Raw genomic sequence first — 20,334 nt, forward strand, 5'->3', positions numbered from 1 at the left:
GTTCCACGGGCGCGGGGCAGACAGGAGCTACGGCGATGAAGTTGTACACAGGTTGGGTCGCGGCGGCCGGTCTGGCGCTCGGCGCCGCCTCGGCGCACGCGCAGTTGCTGACCCCCGCTCAGTTCGGCAGTCCGTCCTTGATCAGGGCGTCCGATCTGGACGGGCCCTATGCCGCCATGCCGCCGGATGTTCCGCCGCCGCCCCGCTATGGCCGGGTCCCGAGCCTGCTTCCGCCGGTGGAGGTCTACACGGTGCTGCGCGAGAACGGGTACTTGCCGCTCGGCGCCCCACAGCAGCGCGGCTTCGTCTACACAATCTCGGTGATCGACCGCGACGGCGCTGACGGACGGCTGGTGATCGACGCCCGCAACGGCCGGATCGTCAGCTTCACGCCGGCCGACCGGGTGGGCGACGATTACGACAACGAGCCGACCGCGACCTACGGGCCCATCGGCCCGATGCCGCGACCAATCCAGGCCCGGGTGCCACGGCCGCCATTACCGATCCCGCATGTTGCACGCCGCGCGGTGCCGGTGCCGAAGCGGAGCCCGCTCGCGGCCAAGCCCGCGCCGGCGCCAGCTCCGGCCCAGGCCGCGGTACCTGCACCCGCTCCTACAGCAGCGGCAGCACCTGCGCCGGCCCAGCAGACGGTCGCTGCCACGCCAAAGCCGGCTGAAGCCCAGGCCGCGGCACCCGGGGCTGCGCCCGCGCAGCCCGCGGCGCCGACGATCGGCCAGGCCGCCCCGCCGGCCGCGCCGGCAATCCTGCCGACCCAGGAGATGCCGAAGGTGCAAGGGTTCGAATAGATCCTGCCGCCGCGCCGTCTGGAGCAACGCAGCTATCAGACAAGAAAAAACGCCCCGGTTTCCCGGGGCGTTTTCGCGTGCGGCCAATATCTGCCGACGCTGGAGGCTGATCAGGCAGCGACCTTGTTGGCCGAGCCGTCGACGACCTGCGGGGCCTTCTCGCCGCTGATCGGAATGCTGCGGGGCTTCTTGGCCTCGGGGATCTCGCGGACGAGATCGACGTGGAGCAGGCCGTTCTCGAGCGAGGCGTTCTTCACCTGTACGAAGTCGGCAAGCTGGAAGACGCGCTCGAAGGCGCGGGACGCGATGCCGCGATAGAGCACTTCGGAGTTGTTGCCGGAGGTCTCGTTGGCGGTCTTCTCGCCCTTGATCGTCAGCGTGTTTTCCTTCGCGACGATCGAGAGCTCGGCCTGTGAGAAGCCGGAGACCGCAACGCTGATCCGGTAAGCGTTCTCGCCGGTGCGCTCGATGTTGTAGGGGGGATAACCGGGGCTGCCGTCCGAGGTCACCTGATCGAGCAGGTTGAAGAGGCGGTCGAAGCCGACGGTGGAACGATAGAACGGAGTGAGATCGTAGCTACGCATAGGGAAAGTCCTCCATTGAGCGACTGTTTCAGTTACCCGCCCGCCATCGGGCCGGGCTTAAGTGTGTGCAGCCTGATGTTCCGGTTCCGAAACACTGGTAGCGGCCTGCACTCCAGTGATATGGGAGGGGCTATGTCGCGTTCAAGAGGCCGAAATCGCGTCGCTTTCTGGCGCCCGCGCCTTTGATCTCCACCCGTCCACCTTGCCGGTTCCCTGCATGACGCTCGTCTCGATTCCTGCCAATCCGGTTCCGGAGGACGTTGTCAGCGGCACGATCAAGACCCCAGACGGAGTGGAGCTTCGTTTTGCGCGATGGGCGCCGCCGCCCGGCCGCAAGGGCACCGTCTGTGTCTTCACCGGGCGCGGCGAGATGATCGAGAAATACTTCGAGACCGTGCGCGATTTGCGCGATCGCGGCTTCGCGGTGGCGATGATCGATTGGCGCGGACAGGGCCACTCGTCGCGGCGGCTGCGCGATCCCCGCAAGGGCTATGTGCGCGCCTTCGCCGACTATGAGATCGACGTCGAGACCTTCGTGCAGCAGGTGGTGCTGCCGGATTGTCCGCCGCCCTACTTCGCGTTGGCGCATTCGATGGGCGGGGCGGTGATGCTGCGGCTGGCGCATGCGGGCAAGCGCTGGTTCGACCGCATGGTGCTGTCGGCGCCGATGATCGACCTGCCGGGCCGCCGCGTGTCGTTCGTCCCAAGCGCGCTGTTGCGGCTCATGCGGTTGACCGGGCAGGGCGGCAACTATGTTCCGGGCGGCAGCGACAAGCTCGTCGGCTTGTCCGACTTCGCCGGCAATCCCCTGACCAGCGATCCTGTGCGCTACGCCCGCAACGCTGCGATCCTGGAGGAAGATCCGACGCTCGGCATCGCGGCGCCGACGGTTGCCTGGGCCGACACGGCGTTCACCGCGATGCGCACCTTCCGCGGCCTGTCCTATCCGTCAGACATCCGCCAGCCGATCTTGATGCTCGCGGCGAGCAACGACCAGGTGGTGTCGACGCCGGCGATCGAGGAGTTTGCCTATCATCTGCGCGCCGGCTCGCACCTCGTGATCGCCGGCTCCAAGCACGAGATCCTGCAGGAGCAGGACCGTTACCGCTCGCAATTCTGGGCGGCGTTCGACGCCTTCGTGCCGGGCACGCCGCTGTTCAAGTGAACCATAGCGTTTTCGAGCGAAGTGGAGACCGGTTCGCGTGAAGAAGCGCGTCAAAGAAGACTGCGCAGACACGACTCTAGCTGTTCAGGAGCGCGACGATCCGGTCGGGAAAGCGCCGCTCGACGAACAGGGTCCTGACCTCGGCGACGCTGAGATAGCGATCCTTGCCGTCGCCCTTGCCCATGATGTCGAGCAGCACCGGCCATTCACCGAGCATCAGAAGCGGATAGTAGCAGCGCAGGATCGCGTAATACCAGGGATGCTCGTCATTTGCGCGCTGGAGATTGGCGGCCATGAAGGCCTTGATGTCGGACGCCGACAGCCCGCGTTCGACGCTGCCATCGGGGCTCTTGTAGTCCTTGCCGAAGGTGGCGAGACGCGCGATCTCGTCCTCATGCACCACGGCATTCTGGTCGAGGATGCGCGAGCCGGCGCCGTGCTTGTCGAGCGGGCCGTTGCGCAACTCGTCGAGGATGGCGCCCTTGGTCAGGTTGCGCAGCTGGCTGAACGGACCAAGGCCGTTTGCGATCTGCGCCACCATGAAGATCTGCGCACCTGCGATCAGCGCGGGCAGGCCCGTCTTGCCGGTCGCGCGGCCGATAGTCCGGGTCAGCTCCGGCAGCGGCACGACATGGCCGCCGACATAGCCGCCGGCCGCCAGCGCGCGCAGGAACGGGCAGGGATTATCAGGTGAAACCTGCGGGGCGGGCGCCTCGCCTGCGGCCAGATCGGGCATGAAATCACATCCTGAAAAGTCTTCAGTCTAATAACCACCAATTACGAAGCGATGAATTGGCTCAGGAGTCTACGGCGAACCTTGATGAGGGTGCAACCAAAGCGAGCTTGCCGAAGGGGACGCCGGCTTTCAAGAGCCCCTCACGATAGTGGGCGATGTCGGCCGGGTTCTTCCAGTGGAAATTGCGCAAGTGCCGTTCGACCGTCAGCGTCGGATAATTGCCGAGCAGCGCCTCCGCCGCCTCTGTGGCCTCGTTCGAACGTCCGAGTTGAGCGAGCGCCGCGGCGCGTATCGCGAGGCCCTGCAGATGGTTCGGGTTGAGATAAAGCGCCTCGCGCGACCACGACAGCGATGCGTCATATTGTCCGAGCAGATAATGGCTGAACGCATTCAGCGCCGCCCATTGGTAGCGGGGGTCGCTGTTGCCGCGCTGGACCGCCGTCGAGAACAGCTCGACCGCTTTGCGGTGGTCGCCGACCACCATGTGACAGATCCCGAGCACGCCGCGCGCGCCCATGTCGTAGGGATTGAGCTCGATCGCCCGCTTGATGGCGTCCATCGCAGCTTCGTAGTGACCCTGCATCGCGTGCAGATAGGCCAGCAGCGAAAATGCGAAGGAGGAGCGCGGGTCGAGCCGGACGCTGCTCTCGGCCAGGCTGACCGATGACGCCCACAGCTCACGCGTGCTTTGAATCCAGCCGAACTGGACGCCCTGGATCTGGATGAGCGCGAGATAGGCGCGCGCGATCGAAAGCCCGGGATCGAGCTCGATCGCTTCCTTGAACAGGGCGATCGCGGTTTCGAAATCATCCTTGGTCTGCTGATAGTAGTGTGACAGGCCCTTCAGGAAGCGATCCCACGCCGTCAGCTCGGAGTTCGGCGAACGCGCCGGCGCGGAGGCCTCGGCGCGATAGATCTCCTGCGCGACCGCGGCCGAGAGGTTGGCCGTGATCTCGTCCTGCATCGCGAACAGGTCGCCCATGTCACGGTCGTAGCGTCCGGTCCACAGCTGCTCGCCCTTCTCCGGCGCGATCAATTCGGCGGTGACGCGGATCTTGTTGCCGGCGCGCCGCACCGAACCCTGGATCAGATAGGTTGCGTCGATCTCGCGCGCGATCAGGCGGGTGCTGACGTTCTTGCCTTTGTAGGCGAAGGTCGAGTTCCGGCTCAGCACGCGATAGAAGGATTGCAGCGACAGCGCGTGGATCAGATCCTCGGTCAGACCATCGGAGAAATATTCGTCGGCGCTGCCGCTGAGATTGTCGAACGGCAGCACGCCGACGATCGCGGTCCGGTATTGTCCCGGCAGATGCGGCCCCTCCTGCGGGGGCTTCTCCTGGATTTCCGATCCGGCCGGCGACCAGGTCCAGACATTGATCGGCTCGGCGATGTTCTTGAAGCGGTGCGGGCCGGCGTCGATCAGGGTGACGGCAAGCCGCCGCCCCGCCTCGGTGCGCGCCTTCTCCGACACCGCGATGCCGCCGGGAGCTGCGACCGTCTCGAGGCGGACGGCGATGTTGACGTCGTCGCCGAACACCTCGTCCTCGTCGGCCATGACGTCGCCCATATGGACGCCCATCCGGAAGTGCATGGCGCGATCGGCCGGCAGGTGCTCGTTGCGCTCGGCCATCAGGGTCTGCATCGCGACCGCGGCTTCGATGGCGCCGATGATGCTCGGAAATTCCAGCAGGAAGCCGTCGCCGGTATTTTTGACGATCCGGCCGCCATGGTTGAGGATGATCGGGTAGATCGCGCTGCGATGGGCCTTGAACGAGGCATGCGTGCCCGCCTCGTCGGCACCCATCATGCGGGAATAACCGGCGATATCAGCGCAAAGAATGGCAGCCAACCGTCTTTCCATGTGTCCTGTGCCCTGGATGGCCACTCAGCCGACGTGACCGAGTCCCAATACTTACAAGACACGCCGGGCCTGACGGAAGTTCGCTTTGCAGGCAGCTATAATGCATTGTAGCAGGAGTTGGCATGCTGCGAACGGACGCTATGGTCCAGTTCTCTACCGGATTCGTGTGTCGTCGGGATGGCGCGATCCTGATCGAGAGCCCTTTCCGCTTTCTTACTTCCATAGGTTAGTCTCGCTCACATGCTCGGAATTCACGAACTCTGGCTCTTTATTCTCTCCGGTCTGGTGCTCAACATCACGCCGGGGCCTGATACCGCCTACATCATCGGCCGCAGCATCCAACTCGGGTGGCGCGGCGGGGCCGCTGCCGCGATCGGCATCAGCTGCGGCTGTCTGGTTCATGTGACGGGCGCGGCGATCGGGCTGTCGGCGCTCCTGATGGCGTCGTCGGCCGCATTCCTGGCCGTCAAGCTGGTCGGCGCGGCCTATCTGGTATTGACCGGCCTGCAGATGCTCTTGTCGCGTGCGAAGCCGATCGCCGAGATCACGGCGCAGGGCGGCGAGACCTCGGTCTCCCGGGTGTTCTGGCAGGGGACGCTGACCAACATCCTCAACCCCAAGGTGGCGCTGTTCTTCCTGGCCTTCCTGCCGCAATTCGTCGCAGCGGATTCGCGGCACAAGCCGCTCGCTTTCCTGGTGCTCGGGCTGATCTTCATCGCCAACGGCACGCTGTGGTGCCTTGGCGTCGCAGCCTTTGCGTCGAAGGCCGCCGGCCGTATCCGGCAATCGGCCGGCGTCATTGCCTGGATCAACCGCTCGCTCGGCGGTCTCTTCATCTATTTGGGCTTCCGCGTCGCCATGCTGGAGGCGCGCTAGCCGTGGATTTTGAGCAAGGCGCTGCCGGCAAGGTAGATGCCGAGCAGGATCATGGAGATCAGGAACCAACGGCGGAACACGTCCGGCTCCATCCTTGAGCGGACGGTCTGGCCGATGAACATGCCGACAAAGGACGCGGCCATCGCGACAGCGCCGGGCAACGCGGTGGCTGCCGTCAGCAGGCCCGAGGCGGTGAGGTTGAAGGCCAATGCGACGGTTGCGGTGGTGAAGAAGACGCCGAGCGCTTGCACCAGCTCGTCTCTCTCCATCCCGATCGCCTGCATGAACGGCATCGAGGGGATGACCTGAACGCCGGTCGCGGCCGAGATCAGCCCGGTCACGACACCGACAATGCCGCCGATCCATTTCTCGTCACGCCGCGCGACCTTGAAGCTGAACTTGCTCAGGCCGACGATCGCGTAGATCACCAGCAACAGTCCGAGGACGACGGTGCCGTAGGCCGCATAGGGCCCGGTGAGGAGCCCGGCATTGAGCCAGATGCCGACCACGGTGCCGACCATCAGCGGCCACAGCCGCTTGAGGATGTCGCGCAGATAGGGGCCGACGAAGGTCTGCCAGATATTGGTGATGATCGCCGGCACGATCACGATCGCGATCGCCTGGCCCGGCGGCATCGTCACCGCGAGCAGCCCCATCGAGACTGTCGGCAGGCCGAGGCCGAGCGTGCCCTTGACGAAGCCGGCAAGCAGGAAGGCGAAGGCGATGAAGATCAGGAGATGGTCGATCATCACGCCACATTGACCGATGGGCACGATCGGCACAATCTGGAGGTTACGGAGTTAGCCTTCGGATGGTCCGAAGGGCTGGGGCGGGAAACGTCATGCGGTTCGACCTGATCGACTTGCAATTGTTCATCGCCGTGGCCGATGCGCGCAGCATCACGCAGGGGGCTGCGCGCGCCAACCTTGCGCTGGCCTCGGCCAGCGAACGAATCAAGGGCCTGGAGGAGGCGTTGGGCGTCGCGCTGCTCAAGCGCGGCCGCCGCGGTGTCGAACTGACCGCAGCGGGCGAGAGCCTGCTCGACCATGCCCGCATCGTGATCCACAATGTCGAGGCCTTGCAGGGCGATCTCGCCGCCTATGCCAGCGGCATCCGCGCCAGCGTGCTGCTGCTCGCCAACACTTCCGGGCTGTCGGAGCATCTGCCGCGGGCGCTGGCGCACTTCCTGCGCGAACATCCCGACATCAATGTCGACGTCGAGGAGCGCGAGAGCACCGACATCGCGACCGCGATCGCGAGTGGCGCCGCCGATCTCGGCTTCGCCGCCGAACATGCGCTTCCCGACAGTATCGAGCGCTTCCTGTTCAGTGAGGACCGGCTGATGCTGGTGGCCGCGCGGCGCAGCGATCTCGGCAACCGCCGCCAGATCGATTTCCAGGAGGTGGTCGACCGCGACTTCGTCGGCCTGACGGCAACCACTGCGCTGCAGCTCCACGTATCCAAGCACGCCGCAAAGCTCGGCGCACGGCTGCGCTTCCGCGCCCGCCTGCGCGATTTCGACGCCATCTGCCAGATGGTTGCCGCCGATGTCGGAGTCGCCGTGGTTCCCGAAACCGCCGCGCGGCGCTGCGCGGCGGCGATGCCGATCGTCACCATCCGGATCCGCGACGCCTGGGCCAACCGCCGGCTGACGATCTGCGCGCGCAGCTTCAGGGCGCTGCCGCGGCCGGCCAAGCAGCTTGTGGAATATCTGCGGGCGGAAGTGCAGCACTGACCGAACGAGGACATCGCGGCGTTCCGCACCCACGTCATGATCCCGTTCGAGGAGCTGCGCGGCCGGCTCGACTATTACTTGCTCGTTAGGATGGGCGCAGATCAATTGCCGGGCAAGACATCAGGCGTTGAGCACCTTCATCGCCGCCTCGTGCACGCGCGGATCGCCCGCGGCGATGATGCGGCCGCCGGCTTGCGCGGGCTTGCCTTCCCAGGTGGTGACGATGCCGCCCGCGCCGGTGACGATCGGGATCAGTCCGGCGATGTCGTACGGCTTCAACTCGGTCTCCACCACGAGGTCGAGATGGCCGGCGGCGAGCATGCAGTAGGAGTAGCAGTCGCCGCCATAGCGCGTCAGCCGCGCCACCGCCTCGATGCGGCCGAAGCGGGCGCGGTCGGCCTCGTTCATCAGCAGCGGGCTTGTGGTATAGGCGGTCGCCTCCTTCAGCGAGGCGCAGCGCCGCACCGAGAGCTTTCGCTCTCCCGACGGGCCGGAATAATGCGCCGAGCCGTTGTCGCCGGAGAAGCGCTCGCCGATATAGGGCTGGTGCATCATGCCGAACACCGGCGTACCTTTGTGCAGCAGCGCGATCAGCGTGCCCCAGATCGGGAAGCCCGCGATGAAGGACTTGGTGCCGTCGATCGGATCGAGCACCCAGACATAGTCGGCGTCCTCGCGCTCATTGCCGAATTCCTCGCCGACGATCCCATGCTGGGGGAAGTTGGATTTGATCAGCCGCCGCATCACGGCCTCCGCGGCGCGGTCGGCTTCGGTGACGGGATCGAAATCGCTGGCGCTCTTGTTGTCGACCGAGAGCGAGGTCCGGAAGAACGGCAGGATGGTTTCGCCGGATGCGGTCGCGAGGCGCCCGATGAAGGCTGTAAAGTCGATGACCGTCACGGCAGGTCCTTCGCAAAGCGCACGGCGCGGGTGGAAATCGATGATGTTCTTGCCTAGCTCAATCCAGCGCGCCGCGCACGATTAACGGAACGTTATCCCATCCTGATGACGTGGTTCTGAGCTTTCGAATCGGCTTCGATTTCGAAAGCTCCACGGTCCCGGCACCGATCACGAAGTTGCGAGTTCTGGTATACAAGCTATGCGCGTAGCGCTGAACTGAAAGGTCGATCTTTAGCAACATTTTGATTTCAAAAAGGAAATTATCGGAGGGGCGGCTGTTGCATATTCGCCATCCTCCGTGAGATAGCGCAGGAAATGTTTCGAAAAGTCTTGCGTTTTGTGCAGCGCGGTCGCATATTGTTGCGGTGCGGTAGCGCCTCGCGCTATCGCTGCCCTCCTTGGGCGTTTCCTCCCTAGACTTGGGCCGCTTGTTCATTCAAGCGGCCCTTTTTTCTTTTCGGGCGTCGTTTCCGCTGATCCCTCACCATCACGGCGAGGATTCGTTTCGCCACCGGCTACCGCCGGTATATGGTTTCCTGGTTCAGGACTTGGTCGCGCCGGAATGACGAACGGCCGACGTCACCCTATTCCGCGGCGGACTGGAAGGAGCCGAGTTCGGCGAACGGGACCTTGGCCAGCGCGTCGGCGAGCGTTGCGAAGTCCGCCGCCACCTGGGCGAAGCGCGGCCCGCGCTCGCGGCGGCGTTCGTCCATATAGACCGCGCGATTGAGCTCGATCTGGACGGTGTGCAGGCCACTTGCCGGGTTGCCGTAATGCTCGGTGATGAAGCCGCCGGCATAGGGCTTGTTGCGCCCGATCGAGTAGCCGAGCGAGCTCATGATCTCCTCGACGAGCTCGGGCAACAGTGGCGCACAGCTCGTGCCGTAGCGGTCGCCGATCACGACGTCAGGCCGGCGCGGCTCGTCGCGCGACACGCCGATCGACGGCATCGAATGGCAATCGACCACGACCGCCGCGCCGAATGCCTGGTGGGCCTTGTTGATCAGCCGGCGCAGCGCACGGTGATAGGGCTTGTAGAGCACCTCGATCCGGGTCAGCGCCTCGTCGACGTCGAGCCGCTCTCGGTAGATCTCCTGGCCGTCGCCGACCACGCGCGGAATGGTGCCGAGGCCGCCGGCCACCCGCATCGAGCGTGTGTTGGCAAAGCTCGGCAGCCGTCCGGTGAACATGCGCGGGTCGAGCTCATAGGGCTCGCGATTCACATCGACATAGGAGCGCGGAAAGTTGACGCGCACGGTTGGAAAGCCGCGATCGCTCAAGCTCGCGATCAATTCGTCCATGAAGGAATCTTCCGAGCGGCGCAGCGAAGCGAGATCGATCCGCGATGCCTCCAGGAACGCGGCCGGATAGACCGACCCGGAGTGCGGGGAATTGAAGATGATCGGCGCGCGCCAGGCGTCGGGCTCGACGATCTCGAATGGGGGCGACAACTCGCCAGCAGACTCGGTCATTCCCTTGGCGCCGTCCCTTGCGTCCGCCTGTCCAAGCCAAATCGATTCTGCCGGAAAAGCGGAGATTTATGGGCGCGTATTGTCCGTAATCGCGATCATTCTGCCAAGTGAAAAGAGTGTGGCGCGTGCTGGAATGCGTCTGAGGCGGCAGAAAAGGCCGCACCCGGTTGATTCGATATGCGGACCGGTCCACAAATACACTGCGTTCTCGGCCGACGGGCAGGTGCAAATTTCACCCGAAATTTACCGTCTGTCGGGCTTAGTGTTCGGACTGAACCTCCAGCCGGATTCGACGTTTCCAACCATGCCGAAAATCCTTCTCGCCGAAGACGACAACGATATGCGCCGCTTCCTGGTCAAGGCGCTGGAAAACGCCGGATTCAAGGTCTCGCCGCATGACAACGGCTTGTCGGCCTACCAGCGGCTGCGTGAGGAGCCGTTCGAGATGCTGCTCACCGACATCGTGATGCCGGAGATGGATGGCATCGAGCTGGCGCGCCGCGCCTCGGAACTCGACCCCGACATCAAGATCATGTTCATCACCGGTTTTGCCGCGGTGGCCCTGAATTCCGATTCGGAAGCGCCGAAAAACGCCAAGGTCCTGGCCAAGCCCGTGCACTTGCGCGAATTGGTCAGCGAGGTGAACAAGTTGCTGGCGGCCTGATTCGGACGAAAACTCGCATTTTGTATCCTTGCCTGCCCCGCCGCGGTCCGTTATAGGGACCCGACCCAAGACGACGACACGACTTTGGGGTGCGTAGCTCAGCGGGAGAGCACTACCTTGACATGGTAGGGGTCACAGGTTCGATCCCTGTCGCACCCACCATCCTTCGCTCGCGAAGCGAGAGAAGGATGCCACGCCGAAGCCCAACGGGCGCAGGCGGGCCTGCCGCCGCGAGCTTCGGCTGGGCAAGCCACGATCCTACCGGATGCAGCCACGCCAGAGACGGTTAGAGCGAAGCGTGTCCGGCGTAGCTTGAACGCAGTGAAAGCGAAGACGGACGGTTACGCCGAAGCCCAACGGGCGCAGGCGGGCTGCCGCCGCGAGCTTCGGCTAGGCAAGCCACGATCCTACCGGATGCAGCCACGCCAGAGACGGTTAGAGCGAAGCGTGTCCGGCGTAGCTTGAACGCAGTGAAAGCGAAGACGGACGGTTACCCGAAGCCCAATGGGCGCAGGTGGTCTGCCTCCGCGAGCTCCGGCTAGGCAAGGCAAGCTTCACCATTCCGCTCCTTCGCGGCGACGAGGGACAATCTGATTCAACCTGTCAAACAGCCTGCCCGGGGTCATCGCCCGCGTATGCGGGCGATCCAGTATTCCGGAGACGGCGGTGCTCGAACCGAGAGGCCGCGGCGTACTGGATGCCCGCATGCGCGGGCATGACGACTGAAAGGGATGTGATTCCGCATTCTCGCGACATGATTTGTCCGAGCTTTGCATCTCGTTCCGCCCTCTCAATTCGCAGAGGGCACAGGGAAAGCCGGGTGCCGATCGCACCCATGGGTCCCGAGCAAATGGAAAGCTCGGGAGGTAGGACCACAGGTGAGGCCGAAGAACACTCCGGCTTTCCCTGCGCGATGGTCTTACGGCTTATACGTGCTCTCCCCGGCGAGACTGGGCTTTGTTGTCACCGTCGTCGCAAAGATGCGTTCCGCATCTTGCGAGGAGACGCCTGCCACTAGGGCGTCAGGCCTGCACGACTTCGCCGTCCGCTATCTGCCACGCTCGTCAGCCGTGACATCGGCGTCCACCGCATCTCAACCCAACACTCGTGACGATCGCGAAGCGCCCCTCAAGCGGGTGAGACGGGCGGATTATAGACCGAGTTGAAGAAATATTTTCGCATGAGGGGCTTGCGCCGTCGGGCAACTCAGTGATTGGCAGTCACCGGTCCAGCGCGGCTGCGGGGAGCACGGCATTATTCGGCCGGGCGGGTGTGCGACGATCGAGTTGTGGAGCATGTCCTCGTGAAGCCTCCGGACCGCACGGAGATGATTTGGTTCTCCGCCTTCCGGAAGGCGGATATCAACCGGCACCGAATGGATCACTGCGGCGGCACCAGCATTGCCGCACAACAATGCTCTGTTCAGCACCGACTTCCTACGCCCTGCAGTGCTCCGAAAGAGCGCGATACTGAAACTTCAAGCGGGAAGCCCGCGTACATTGGCGGGCGTCCCCTCGACCTCACCAGTGACGATACCAGCGCGGGTAACCGCCCCCGTAATAGGCGAATGCCGGTCTGACCACGTGACGATAGCGGTAGCCGTAATAGGCCGGCCTAACGGCGGAATAGTATGTCGTGGTGGATGCGCCCCAGCGATACGGCGCGACACCGTAGTCGTAATCGTACGCATAGTCGCCGTAATAAGCCGGTGCGTAGTATGCAGGTGCGTAGCCATAGTAACCGTACCCGGGACCCCAGTCATAGGCTGACGCGGCGAGCCCGCCGACGACCGCGCCGGCGATCAATCCGCCTGCGAGCGCGGGCCCGAACCCGTCGCGTGCTTCGGCGGGCGCCGGAGACGCCATCGTGCTCAAGGCGAGCCCGCCGACTGTTGTAAGGACAAGGGCTGTCTTCTTCATGAGATTCTCCTGGGTGATGATTGCCCAAGCCGACCAACGGGGCAGAATGGCATTGGTTGCGAACGGCAGTGCACCGACACCGGGGCAGGCAGCGCACGCGCCAGATCGAGCTTGTGAGGAGAGCTCAGGCAGGAGCCGTGCATCCGTGCACCACAGCGGCTCACAGCCGAACGCAACTCGTTCCGGACCTCTATCGACTGCGTCGGAAAATGATCGTTGCGAGCACGTTGAGCGTGATCATTGTGATCCACAAAGTGACCCCCAACGGAAACAGTGGCAACTGGTTCCTGAAGCGAGACCGAATACTTGGCCGCCGCGTCCAGTATCCTTCAGGTGTTCCCCTGCACCAAATGTCGCGGCGCGCCCGCATTTTGGAACGGCGCCGACGGCACCGTTGTTTTTCTAGCAAGGCAGTTCACCGGTGAGCCGCGCAGCCTGTGCTGCGTATCTCGCCGGGTTTTGTTGGAGCGCGGCTGCGACGACGCGAGCGCCATCTATTGGCGTTGGATTTCCCAAACGGAGCAGCCGCCAGATTTCAGGAGGGATCGACGATGCAGAGTAGGATGAAGAGCAAGTTTCTGCTGACGACAGCCGTGCTATTGGCCGGCGTCAGTCTCGCATCTGCGCAAGGCATGCGGGAAGGCGGCATGGGTGGCGGCGGGGGTGTCGGCGCTGGAACCGGCGGCGAACACGGAACATCTGCGAGCCCGTCACCCGGACGTTCCGGCGGCGCAATGCACGGAAGTCCTTCGGGTGCGGCGCGCAGCGGAGGCGTGACGGAAGGCCGGGGACAGGGCCCGAGAGAAGGCGGACGAGCAGCAGGCCAAAACGAGCGGCAGATGGGCCGTGGCGCAGCCGAGCGCGGCGGACGCATGCAGGGCCAGACCACCGGGCAAGCCCGGGGCGCAGAGGAGAGAGGCGAACGGCAAGGTCAGCGCAGTCAGGGCCGGCAACAGCAGACCATAGGACAGGGCCGCAACGAGCGCGAGCAGACTGGCCGATCTGAAACCCGCCAACGTGGTAGCGCGCGGCAAAGCCAGCAGCAGCAGCCGGAGAACCGCACTGGTGCCGCGAACCGAGGTCAGAGCACCACGACGGGCCAGAGCAAGGGCCCGAGCACAACGACAGGCCAGAGCCCAAGAGCCGGCCAGAGCACGACAGGCGCGGCCACTCAGCAGCCTGGTACGACGCAAGGCCGGATGAACTCCGGGCAGACCACCGGTCAGGCCCAGGGTCAGACCGGTACAACCGCTCAGACCCAATCGAACGCGACGGTCCAGACCGAGGCCGGGCGCACCGTGACGGCGCAACAGCAAAGCACGATCCAGCGCTCCGTGCTGTCTGCGCGCAACGCGCCGCGCGTGAACATCAACTCGATCAACTTTGCGGTTAACCGGGGCGTGGTGGTGCCTTCGAGGTTCCACGTCGTGTCGGTCGCCGCCTTCCCCGCGCTGATCGACGTGTTCCCATTTTATCGCGACGACAGCTTCTTCATCGTCGAGGATGAAGTGGTGTTCCTCGATCGCGACCGCCGCGTTGTCGACGTGGTCCCGGTCGGACCGCGGACGCGCTTCAGCCATCGCGGCAGCAGCAGTAGCGTTGCGATCATGGACCTGAGCCCGCAGCAGATCCGCGAGGTCCAGCAGGTGCTGATCGATCGCGGCCTGCTCGTCGGCGAAGCTGATGGCGTGCTCGGGTCCCGGACCCGCGAGGCGCTGATCACGTTCCAGCGTCAGCAGGGTATCGCGACGAGCGGCAGCGTCGATACGCGCACGGTCGCCGCACTGGGGCTGTCGGACAGGATCGGTCAGGGCGCGGGACAAGGGTCGTCGACGGTCGGCCAGGGCCGTACTCAGCAGCAGCCCGCCCAGCAAAACGCTCCTGGACAAACAACGGGCCAAGCGAACCCGCCACAGAACCAGTCGACGCCCGGCCAGGCCGGAACTCAGCCGCCCGCTCAGCAGCAAGCCCCGCAGCAGAATACGACGGGACAAGCCGCTCCGCAGAACCATTCCACCGTTGGTCAGGGTGGCAACCAGACGAGCCCAGGTCAGAACACGCAGCCCGGCCAGCCGAGCCAGAGCAGCGCTCCGCCTTCATCACGCTCAGGGCAGGGCGCGCAGACGCCGGAGCATAACTCCAATCGGAAATAGGATATTGAGCAAGAGCCCCGCTGCAGAGCGGGGCTCGCTTTTTCAAGTCGTCGCGGCCACTTTCTCGCAGATGACCAACGGGCGAAGGAGCAGTCGATCGGCTGGCGCCGCGCCTCACACCTCCAGCCATTCCTCGCGAACGGCGGCGTTGGACTTGAGCTGGTCGGGCGTGCCTTCGAACACGACGCGGCCATGGCCCATGATGTAGACCCGGTTCGAGATCTTCATCGCGATCGACAGCTTCTGCTCGACCAGCAGAATGGCGACGCCGGCCTTCGCGATCCGCGCGATGAGGTCGCCGACCTGCTGCACGATCAGCGGCGCCAGCCCTTCGGTCGGCTCGTCGATCATCATCAATTCAGGATCGCCGAGCAGCGTGCGGCAGGTGGTCAGCATCTGCTTCTCGCCGCCCGACAGCACGCCGGCCGGCGTGTCGGCGCGGCGGGCGAGATTGGGGAACATGTCGAGCATCTCCTCGAGCCGCCACTTGCCGGGGCGGCGCGGGTCCTTGATGCCGAGAATGAGATTCTGGCGAACCGTCAGGCCCGGGAAGATGTCGCGGTGCTCCGGCACGTAGCCGAGCCCGAGCCGGGCAATCTTGTAGCTCGGCAGGCCGGCGATATCCTGGCCCTTGAAGCGGATTGTGCCTTGCGGCGGCACCTCGCCCATGATCGCCTTGACGGTGGTGGAACGGCCGACGCCGTTGCGCCCCAACAGGCTCACCACCTCGCCGGCGGCAATGTCGAGGTCGACACCCTGCAGGATGTGGCTCTTGCCGTAATAGGCATGAAGATTCCTGACCTCGAGCATCAGTCGATCTCCTCGCCGAGATAGGCTTCCCTGACCTTCGGATTGCCGCGGATCTCATCCGGCGTGCCTGACGCGATGATGTTGCCGTACACCAGCACCGAGATGCGATCGGCGAGGCCGAACACCACGCTCATGTCGTGCTCGACGATCACGAGCGTGCGGCCCTCGGTCAGGCGGCGGATCAGCGCGACGGCGCGCTCGGTTTCGGCGTGGCTCATGCCCGCGGTCGGCTCATCCAGCATGACGACGCTGGCGCTGCTGGCGATCGTGATCCCGATCTCGAGCTCGCGCTGCTCGGCATAGGTCAGCAGCCCGGCCGGCACGTCGCGGCGGTGACTGAGATGGATGTCGTCGAGGATCTGCGCCGTACGCTGCTTCACCTCAGGCAGATGGTCGACGTTCTTCCAGAAGGCATAGCGGTGTCCGGTCGCCCACAGCACGGCGCAGCGGACGTTCTCCCACACCGTCATGCGCGCGAAGACGTTGGTGACCTGGAACGAGCGCGACAGTCCGCGCCGGTTGATCTCGAACGGACGCAGGCCGGAGATGACCTCGCCGTTGAGGCGGATCTCGCCAGAGGTCGGCTTGATGTGGCCGCTGATCAGGTTGAACGTCGTCGACTTGCCGGCGCCGTTCGGCCCGATGATGGCATGGCGCTCGCCTTGCGCGACGCTCAAATTGAGATCGCGGATGATGCCCACATTGCCGAAGCGCTTCTCGACGGCTTTGACTTTGATGGCGGCGGTCATGCGAGATACCCCCGATCACGGGCCGCCGTCGCGGCGCGATCCCAGGCCTCGGCCACGCGCCGCCATGTGATGCGGGCGACCAGGAAGCCGCCGACGAGCAGCACCGCCGCGGCCGCCCAGGTGGTCGGCGCCGTCGCGACGAAGGGAATGCCGGCGAGATTGATGGTGTTGCCTTCACCTTCGCTCGCCGTGTAGCGCGCGACCATCTCGATGGTGAGGATGATGCCGAGCACCAGCGCGAGCGTCGGGATGGCGGCGACGAGATAGGAGGGGATCACCGTACGCAGCGTGCCGGCGCGGATCAGCGGGCGGTGCTTCATCAGGATGCCAGCGATGCCGCCCGGCGCGAACATCACGATGCCGATGAAGATGATGCCGAAATAGAGCTGCCAGACCGTGGTGACGTTGGTCAGCCCGAGCTGCAGATAGGTCACCAAGATGGCGCCGAGGATCGGACCGAAGAAATAGGCGGTGCCGCCGATGAACGCGGCGAACAGCACGATGCCGGATTGCGTCGCGCCGAGATAGGCCGAATTGGCGATCTCGAAATTGATCGCGGTGAGGCCGCCGGCGATGCCGGCGAAGAAGCCCGCGAATATATAGGCGAGATAGCGCACCACATGCGGATCGTAGCCGATGAACTGGACACGCTCGGGATTGTCGCGCACCGCGTTGCAGATGCGGCCGAGCGGCGTGCGGGTCAGCGCGTACATCGCGATCGTCGAGATCATCACCCAGAACGCAATCAGGTAATAGACCTGAAGCTGCGGCCCGAAGGTCCAGCCGAACATGTGCGGCAGGGCGGTGCGGTCGGTGGTGATGCCGGATTCGCCGCCGAACACGCTGCGCAGGATCAGCGACGACGAGGCCACCAGCTCGCCGATGCCGAGCGAGATCATCGCAAACACGGTGCCGGCGCGCTTGGTCATCACCCAACCGACCAGAGTTGCGAAGACAAGACCGCCGATGCCGCCGATCAGCGGAATCACGGGCAGCGGGATCGGCCAGTCGTAACTGGCGACCGCATTCATGACGTGGACCGAAAGGAAGCCGCCGAGGCCGTACTGGACCGCATGGCCGAACGACAACAGCCCGGTCTGGCCGAGCAGGATGTTGTAGGACAGCGCGAAGATGATCGCGATGCCGATCAGGCTGAACGAGGTCAGCGAGCCGCCGGAGGAGAAGACCAGCGGCAGCACGACGAGCGCGGCGGCCGCGATCAGCCAGACGCCGTAGAAGCTGAGGGCGCCGCCGGACTCATGTTTCGTCGCGGCGGAGGCGGGGGAAACAGCCTTGGTCATGACTCGCGCGTCCCCAGCAGGCCCATGGGGCGGAAGATCAGGACCAGCACCAGCAGCACATAGGGCAGGATCGGCGCAATCTGCGCGATCGTCACGTTCCAGATGTCGGTGAGCGGCGAGGGGCCGAGGCTCGGATCGAGCGGACCGAACACGCTGGCCAGCGAACCGTTCAGCGCGACCGCGAAGGTCTGGATCAACCCGATCAAAAGCGATGCGATGAAGGCGCCGGGCAGCGAGCCGAGGCCGCCAAAGACGATGACGACGAACAGGATCGGCCCGAGCAGCGCCGCCATGTCGGACTGCGTCACCAGCGAGGGACCGGCGATGACGCCGGCAAGACCGGCGAGCGCGCTGCCGACGCCGAACACCAGCATGAACACGCGCCCGACATTGTGGCCGAGATGGCCGACCATGCTCGGATGCGTCAGCGCCGCCTGCACGATGAGGCCGACCCGGGTCCGCTTGAGCGTGATCAGAAGCGCCACGAAGATCACGACGGAGACCACGAGCATGAAGATCTTGTAGGCCGGATAATTGGTGGAGAACACGGTGAAGGCGGGAAAGTCGAGCGCCGCGGGGATCCGGTAATCCATCGGGCTCTTGCCCCAGATCATCGAGACGATTTCCTCGATCGCGAAGGCAAGCCCGAAGGTCAGCAGCAACTCGGCGACATGGCCGTGCTTGTGGGTGTTGCGCAGGCCATAGCGCTCGACCGCCATGCCGACCGCGCCGACCAGCAGCGGTGCCAGCACCAGCGCCGGCCAGAAGCCGATCCAGCGGGTAAGCTGGTAACCGAAAAACGCACCCAGCATATAGAAGCTGGCATGTGCGAAGTTGAGCACGCCCATCATGCTGAAGATGACGGTGAGCCCGCTGGACAACAGGAACAACAGCATCCCGAACAGGACGCCGTTGAGCGTTGAAATGACGATCAACTCAGCCAAGGCACACTCGCTGAAGACTCGAACGATTGACGTGAACAGGAAGCTGCGAACCGACCGGACGCCGGCGTCACCGCCGGACGCAGGCGGGCCTGCGCGGCCGTGCAGCCGCGAAGGCGCCAGCCAACGGTCGATCAGGGCCGCTTCATCTTGCAGGTGGTCGGGACCATCGCATGCGCGGTGTCGATCTTGGAGACGAGGTGCCAGCCCCAGCCGGTGTTCTCCTCGTCGAACGGCTCCTTTGCCTTGTCGGCCAGCGTGCCGAACGAGGAGATGTAGATCGGCTGGAAGAACTGGTGATCGTCCTTGCGCATGGTGCCCTCGCCGCCGTCAAGCACCTCGAACTTCAGGTCCTCGAGGGCAGCCGCCACCTTCACCGGATCGATCGAGTTGGCCTTCTCGGCCGCCGCCTTGAACATCCGCATCTCGTTGACGGCGCGCGGATACCACAGCGACATGTTGGCCTTGGCGCGGAAATCCTTCTCGAAATCCATCGCCGCCTTGTTGCCGGAATTGGGGATGCCTTCGGAGATCTGGAACACCTGGTGATCGAGGCCGGTCTGCTTGATCGCGGTCGGCCCGCCAGCGCCGCCGGCGTAATAGGTGTACCAGTTGACCTTGAGGCCGGCGTCAGCCGCTGCCTTCAGCAGCAGCGCGATATCCTGGCCCCAGTTGCCGGTCACGACGCTGTCGGCGCCCGACGCCTTGATCTTGGCGATATAGGGCGAGAAGTCGGTGATCTTGAGCAGCGGATGCAGCTCGTCGCCGACGATCTGGACGTCCGACCGCTTGGCCGCGAGCATCTTGCGCGCCTCTGACCGCACCGACTGGCCGAACGAATAGTCCTGGTTGATCAGGTACACTTTCTTGATGGACGGCTGATCCTTCATGTAGTTGGTCAGCGCTTCCATCTTGATGTCCGAGCTCGCGTCCCAGCGGAAGTGCCAGTAGCTGCACTTCTCGTTGGTCATGCTCGGATCGACCGCGGCGTAGTTGAAGTAGAGCACTTCCTTGCCGGGGTTGCGGGAATTGTTCTTGGTGACGAAATCTTCCAGCGCGGCGCCGACCGACGAGCCGTTGCCCTGGGTGATGTAGTGGATGCCGGCGTCGACCGCCTTCTGGGCCTGGACCAGGCTCTCCTGCGGATTGGTCTTGTTGTCCAGCGGGACGATTTCGATCTTGTGGCCGAGGATGCCGCCCTTCGCGTTCAACTCGTCGGCAAGATACTGGAAGGTCTTCAGGCCGCCTTCGCCAACGCTCGCGCCGCCGCCGGAGAGCGGATCGATATAGCCGATCTTCAAGGTTTCCTGCGCGGACGCCGCGCCACCAAGCATCAGGACGGCCGCAGCCATGGCGAAGGGAAGATAACGCATATCTTGTCGTTTCCTCGTTGAAGATTGACTTTGGTTGAAGGCGTTCCGCTGATCATGCAGCGCAACAGCAAGGTCGATACTGCGAACGACCTGTCATTGACAAGTCTGGTTCGGACATGGCTCGCGCTCGACCGTCCCGCAAAAGTGAGCGAGCGCTCGGTAAGTTTTCGTCACGGGATAGCCGCATCCCGTGACGAGGAATAAGGCCACAGCGACGAGGGACAGACGTTCAGACATAAGTCGCTGTTTCCGAAAGATTTTGCCAATCGGGTGATTGGAATATTCGATC

Annotated in this window: 19 protein-coding genes and 1 tRNA gene; 7 read left to right on the plus strand and 13 right to left on the minus strand. The window is 64.3% G+C overall.

The features are described 5' to 3' along the window. Positions 1 to 35: 35 nt before the first annotated feature. Positions 36 to 806, plus strand: a complete 771-nt coding sequence (locus tag MTX23_RS06035; RefSeq protein WP_280975715.1) for a hypothetical protein — start codon at positions 36 to 38, stop codon at positions 804 to 806. A gap of 110 nt (positions 807 to 916) precedes the next feature. Here MTX23_RS06035 and MTX23_RS06040 read toward each other — a convergent pair whose 3' ends face one another. Beyond that, a complete protein-coding gene (locus MTX23_RS06040; protein WP_280975716.1) occupies positions 917 to 1,390 on the minus strand; it encodes an Hsp20 family protein in 474 nt (157 codons plus the stop codon). 217 nt (positions 1,391 to 1,607) lie between these two features. Here MTX23_RS06040 and MTX23_RS06045 point away from each other — a divergent pair, with 217 nt between their 5' ends. Further along, positions 1,608 to 2,555: an alpha/beta hydrolase gene (locus MTX23_RS06045; RefSeq protein WP_280975717.1), complete on the plus strand. Its 948-nt coding sequence runs from the start codon at positions 1,608 to 1,610 to the stop codon at positions 2,553 to 2,555. Between the two features lie 76 nt (positions 2,556 to 2,631). Here the strand turns inward: MTX23_RS06045 and MTX23_RS06050 are convergent, their stop codons facing one another. Then, positions 2,632 to 3,291, minus strand: a complete 660-nt coding sequence (locus MTX23_RS06050; protein ID WP_280975718.1) for a hypothetical protein — start codon at positions 3,289 to 3,291, stop codon at positions 2,632 to 2,634. Positions 3,292 to 3,352: 61 nt separating this feature from the next. After that, positions 3,353 to 5,152 (minus strand): tetratricopeptide repeat protein, encoded by a 1,800-nt coding sequence (locus tag MTX23_RS06055; protein ID WP_280975719.1) that lies wholly within the window; start codon positions 5,150 to 5,152, stop codon positions 3,353 to 3,355. 240 nt (positions 5,153 to 5,392) lie between these two features. On the opposite strand from MTX23_RS06055, the gene MTX23_RS06060 reads away from it, so the two are divergent. Then, positions 5,393 to 6,028, plus strand: coding sequence for a LysE family translocator (locus MTX23_RS06060; protein ID WP_280975720.1), 636 nt, complete (start codon positions 5,393 to 5,395; stop codon positions 6,026 to 6,028). Here the strand turns inward: MTX23_RS06060 and MTX23_RS06065 are convergent. Continuing rightward, positions 6,025 to 6,777, minus strand: coding sequence for a sulfite exporter TauE/SafE family protein (locus tag MTX23_RS06065; RefSeq protein WP_280975721.1), 753 nt, complete (start codon positions 6,775 to 6,777; stop codon positions 6,025 to 6,027). The two genes, MTX23_RS06060 and MTX23_RS06065, sit on opposite strands and share 4 nt — an antisense overlap. Positions 6,778 to 6,869: 92 nt before the next feature. On the opposite strand from MTX23_RS06065, the gene MTX23_RS06070 reads away from it, so the two are divergent. Beyond that, the gene (locus tag MTX23_RS06070; protein WP_280975722.1) at positions 6,870 to 7,763 is read left to right on the plus strand and encodes a LysR family transcriptional regulator; all 894 of its coding nucleotides are present in this window, start codon (positions 6,870 to 6,872) and stop codon (positions 7,761 to 7,763) included. A gap of 120 nt (positions 7,764 to 7,883) precedes the next feature. On the opposite strand, the gene hisN is transcribed toward MTX23_RS06070, so the two are convergent. The 3 genes from hisN to MTX23_RS06085 all read right to left on the minus strand — a co-directional run bounded on the left by hisN (position 7,884) and on the right by MTX23_RS06085 (position 10,135). Continuing rightward, positions 7,884 to 8,663 carry a histidinol-phosphatase gene (gene hisN, locus MTX23_RS06075; protein WP_280975723.1) on the minus strand — a complete coding sequence of 260 codons (780 nt, stop codon included), beginning with the start codon at positions 8,661 to 8,663 and terminating at the stop codon, positions 7,884 to 7,886. A gap of 58 nt (positions 8,664 to 8,721) precedes the next feature. Next, positions 8,722 to 9,099 carry a hypothetical protein gene (locus tag MTX23_RS06080; protein WP_280975724.1) on the minus strand — a complete coding sequence of 126 codons (378 nt, stop codon included), beginning with the start codon at positions 9,097 to 9,099 and terminating at the stop codon, positions 8,722 to 8,724. A gap of 148 nt (positions 9,100 to 9,247) precedes the next feature. Beyond that, positions 9,248 to 10,135, minus strand: a complete 888-nt coding sequence (locus MTX23_RS06085; protein WP_280975725.1) for an N-formylglutamate amidohydrolase — start codon at positions 10,133 to 10,135, stop codon at positions 9,248 to 9,250. Positions 10,136 to 10,439: 304 nt separating this feature from the next. Here MTX23_RS06085 and MTX23_RS06090 point away from each other — a divergent pair, with 304 nt between their 5' ends. Both MTX23_RS06090 and MTX23_RS06095 read left to right on the plus strand, forming a co-directional pair. After that, a complete protein-coding gene (locus MTX23_RS06090) occupies positions 10,440 to 10,799 on the plus strand; it encodes a response regulator (protein WP_280977984.1) in 360 nt (119 codons plus the stop codon). A gap of 87 nt (positions 10,800 to 10,886) precedes the next feature. Continuing rightward, a tRNA-Val gene (locus tag MTX23_RS06095) sits at positions 10,887 to 10,961 on the plus strand. Positions 10,962 to 12,319: 1,358 nt separating this feature from the next. On the opposite strand, the gene MTX23_RS06100 is transcribed toward MTX23_RS06095, so the two are convergent. Continuing rightward, positions 12,320 to 12,718: a hypothetical protein gene (locus tag MTX23_RS06100; protein WP_280975726.1), complete on the minus strand. Its 399-nt coding sequence runs from the start codon at positions 12,716 to 12,718 to the stop codon at positions 12,320 to 12,322. A gap of 839 nt (positions 12,719 to 13,557) precedes the next feature. Between MTX23_RS06100 and MTX23_RS06105 the strand changes: the two genes are divergently transcribed. After that, positions 13,558 to 14,871, plus strand: coding sequence for a peptidoglycan-binding domain-containing protein (locus MTX23_RS06105; RefSeq protein WP_280975727.1), 1,314 nt, complete (start codon positions 13,558 to 13,560; stop codon positions 14,869 to 14,871). Between the two features lie 114 nt (positions 14,872 to 14,985). Here the strand turns inward: MTX23_RS06105 and MTX23_RS06110 are convergent, their stop codons facing one another. From MTX23_RS06110 to MTX23_RS06130, 5 genes are all read right to left on the minus strand, one after another. Continuing rightward, positions 14,986 to 15,681 carry an ABC transporter ATP-binding protein gene (locus MTX23_RS06110; protein ID WP_280975728.1) on the minus strand — a complete coding sequence of 232 codons (696 nt, stop codon included), beginning with the start codon at positions 15,679 to 15,681 and terminating at the stop codon, positions 14,986 to 14,988. After that, entirely contained in the window at positions 15,681 to 16,430 is a 750-nt protein-coding gene (locus tag MTX23_RS06115; RefSeq protein ID WP_280975729.1) for an ABC transporter ATP-binding protein, read from the minus strand. The genes MTX23_RS06110 and MTX23_RS06115 overlap by 1 nt, the downstream gene beginning before the upstream one ends. Further along, on the minus strand, positions 16,427 to 17,731 hold the full coding sequence (locus MTX23_RS06120) for a branched-chain amino acid ABC transporter permease (RefSeq protein WP_280975730.1): 1,305 nt from the start codon (positions 17,729 to 17,731) through the stop codon (positions 16,427 to 16,429). The genes MTX23_RS06115 and MTX23_RS06120 overlap by 4 nt, the downstream gene beginning before the upstream one ends. Next, complete coding sequence (locus MTX23_RS06125) at positions 17,728 to 18,675, minus strand: branched-chain amino acid ABC transporter permease (protein WP_280975731.1); 948 nt, start codon at positions 18,673 to 18,675, stop codon at positions 17,728 to 17,730. Before MTX23_RS06125 ends, MTX23_RS06120 begins: the two co-directional genes overlap by 4 nt. Positions 18,676 to 18,806: 131 nt before the next feature. Then, entirely contained in the window at positions 18,807 to 20,045 is a 1,239-nt protein-coding gene (locus tag MTX23_RS06130; protein WP_280975732.1) for a branched-chain amino acid ABC transporter substrate-binding protein, read from the minus strand. Between the last annotated feature and the right edge of the window lie 289 nt (positions 20,046 to 20,334).

This window comes from Bradyrhizobium sp. ISRA436 (genome assembly GCF_029910015.1).
In the GTDB taxonomy this organism is placed as follows: Bacteria; Pseudomonadota; Alphaproteobacteria; order Rhizobiales; family Xanthobacteraceae; genus Bradyrhizobium.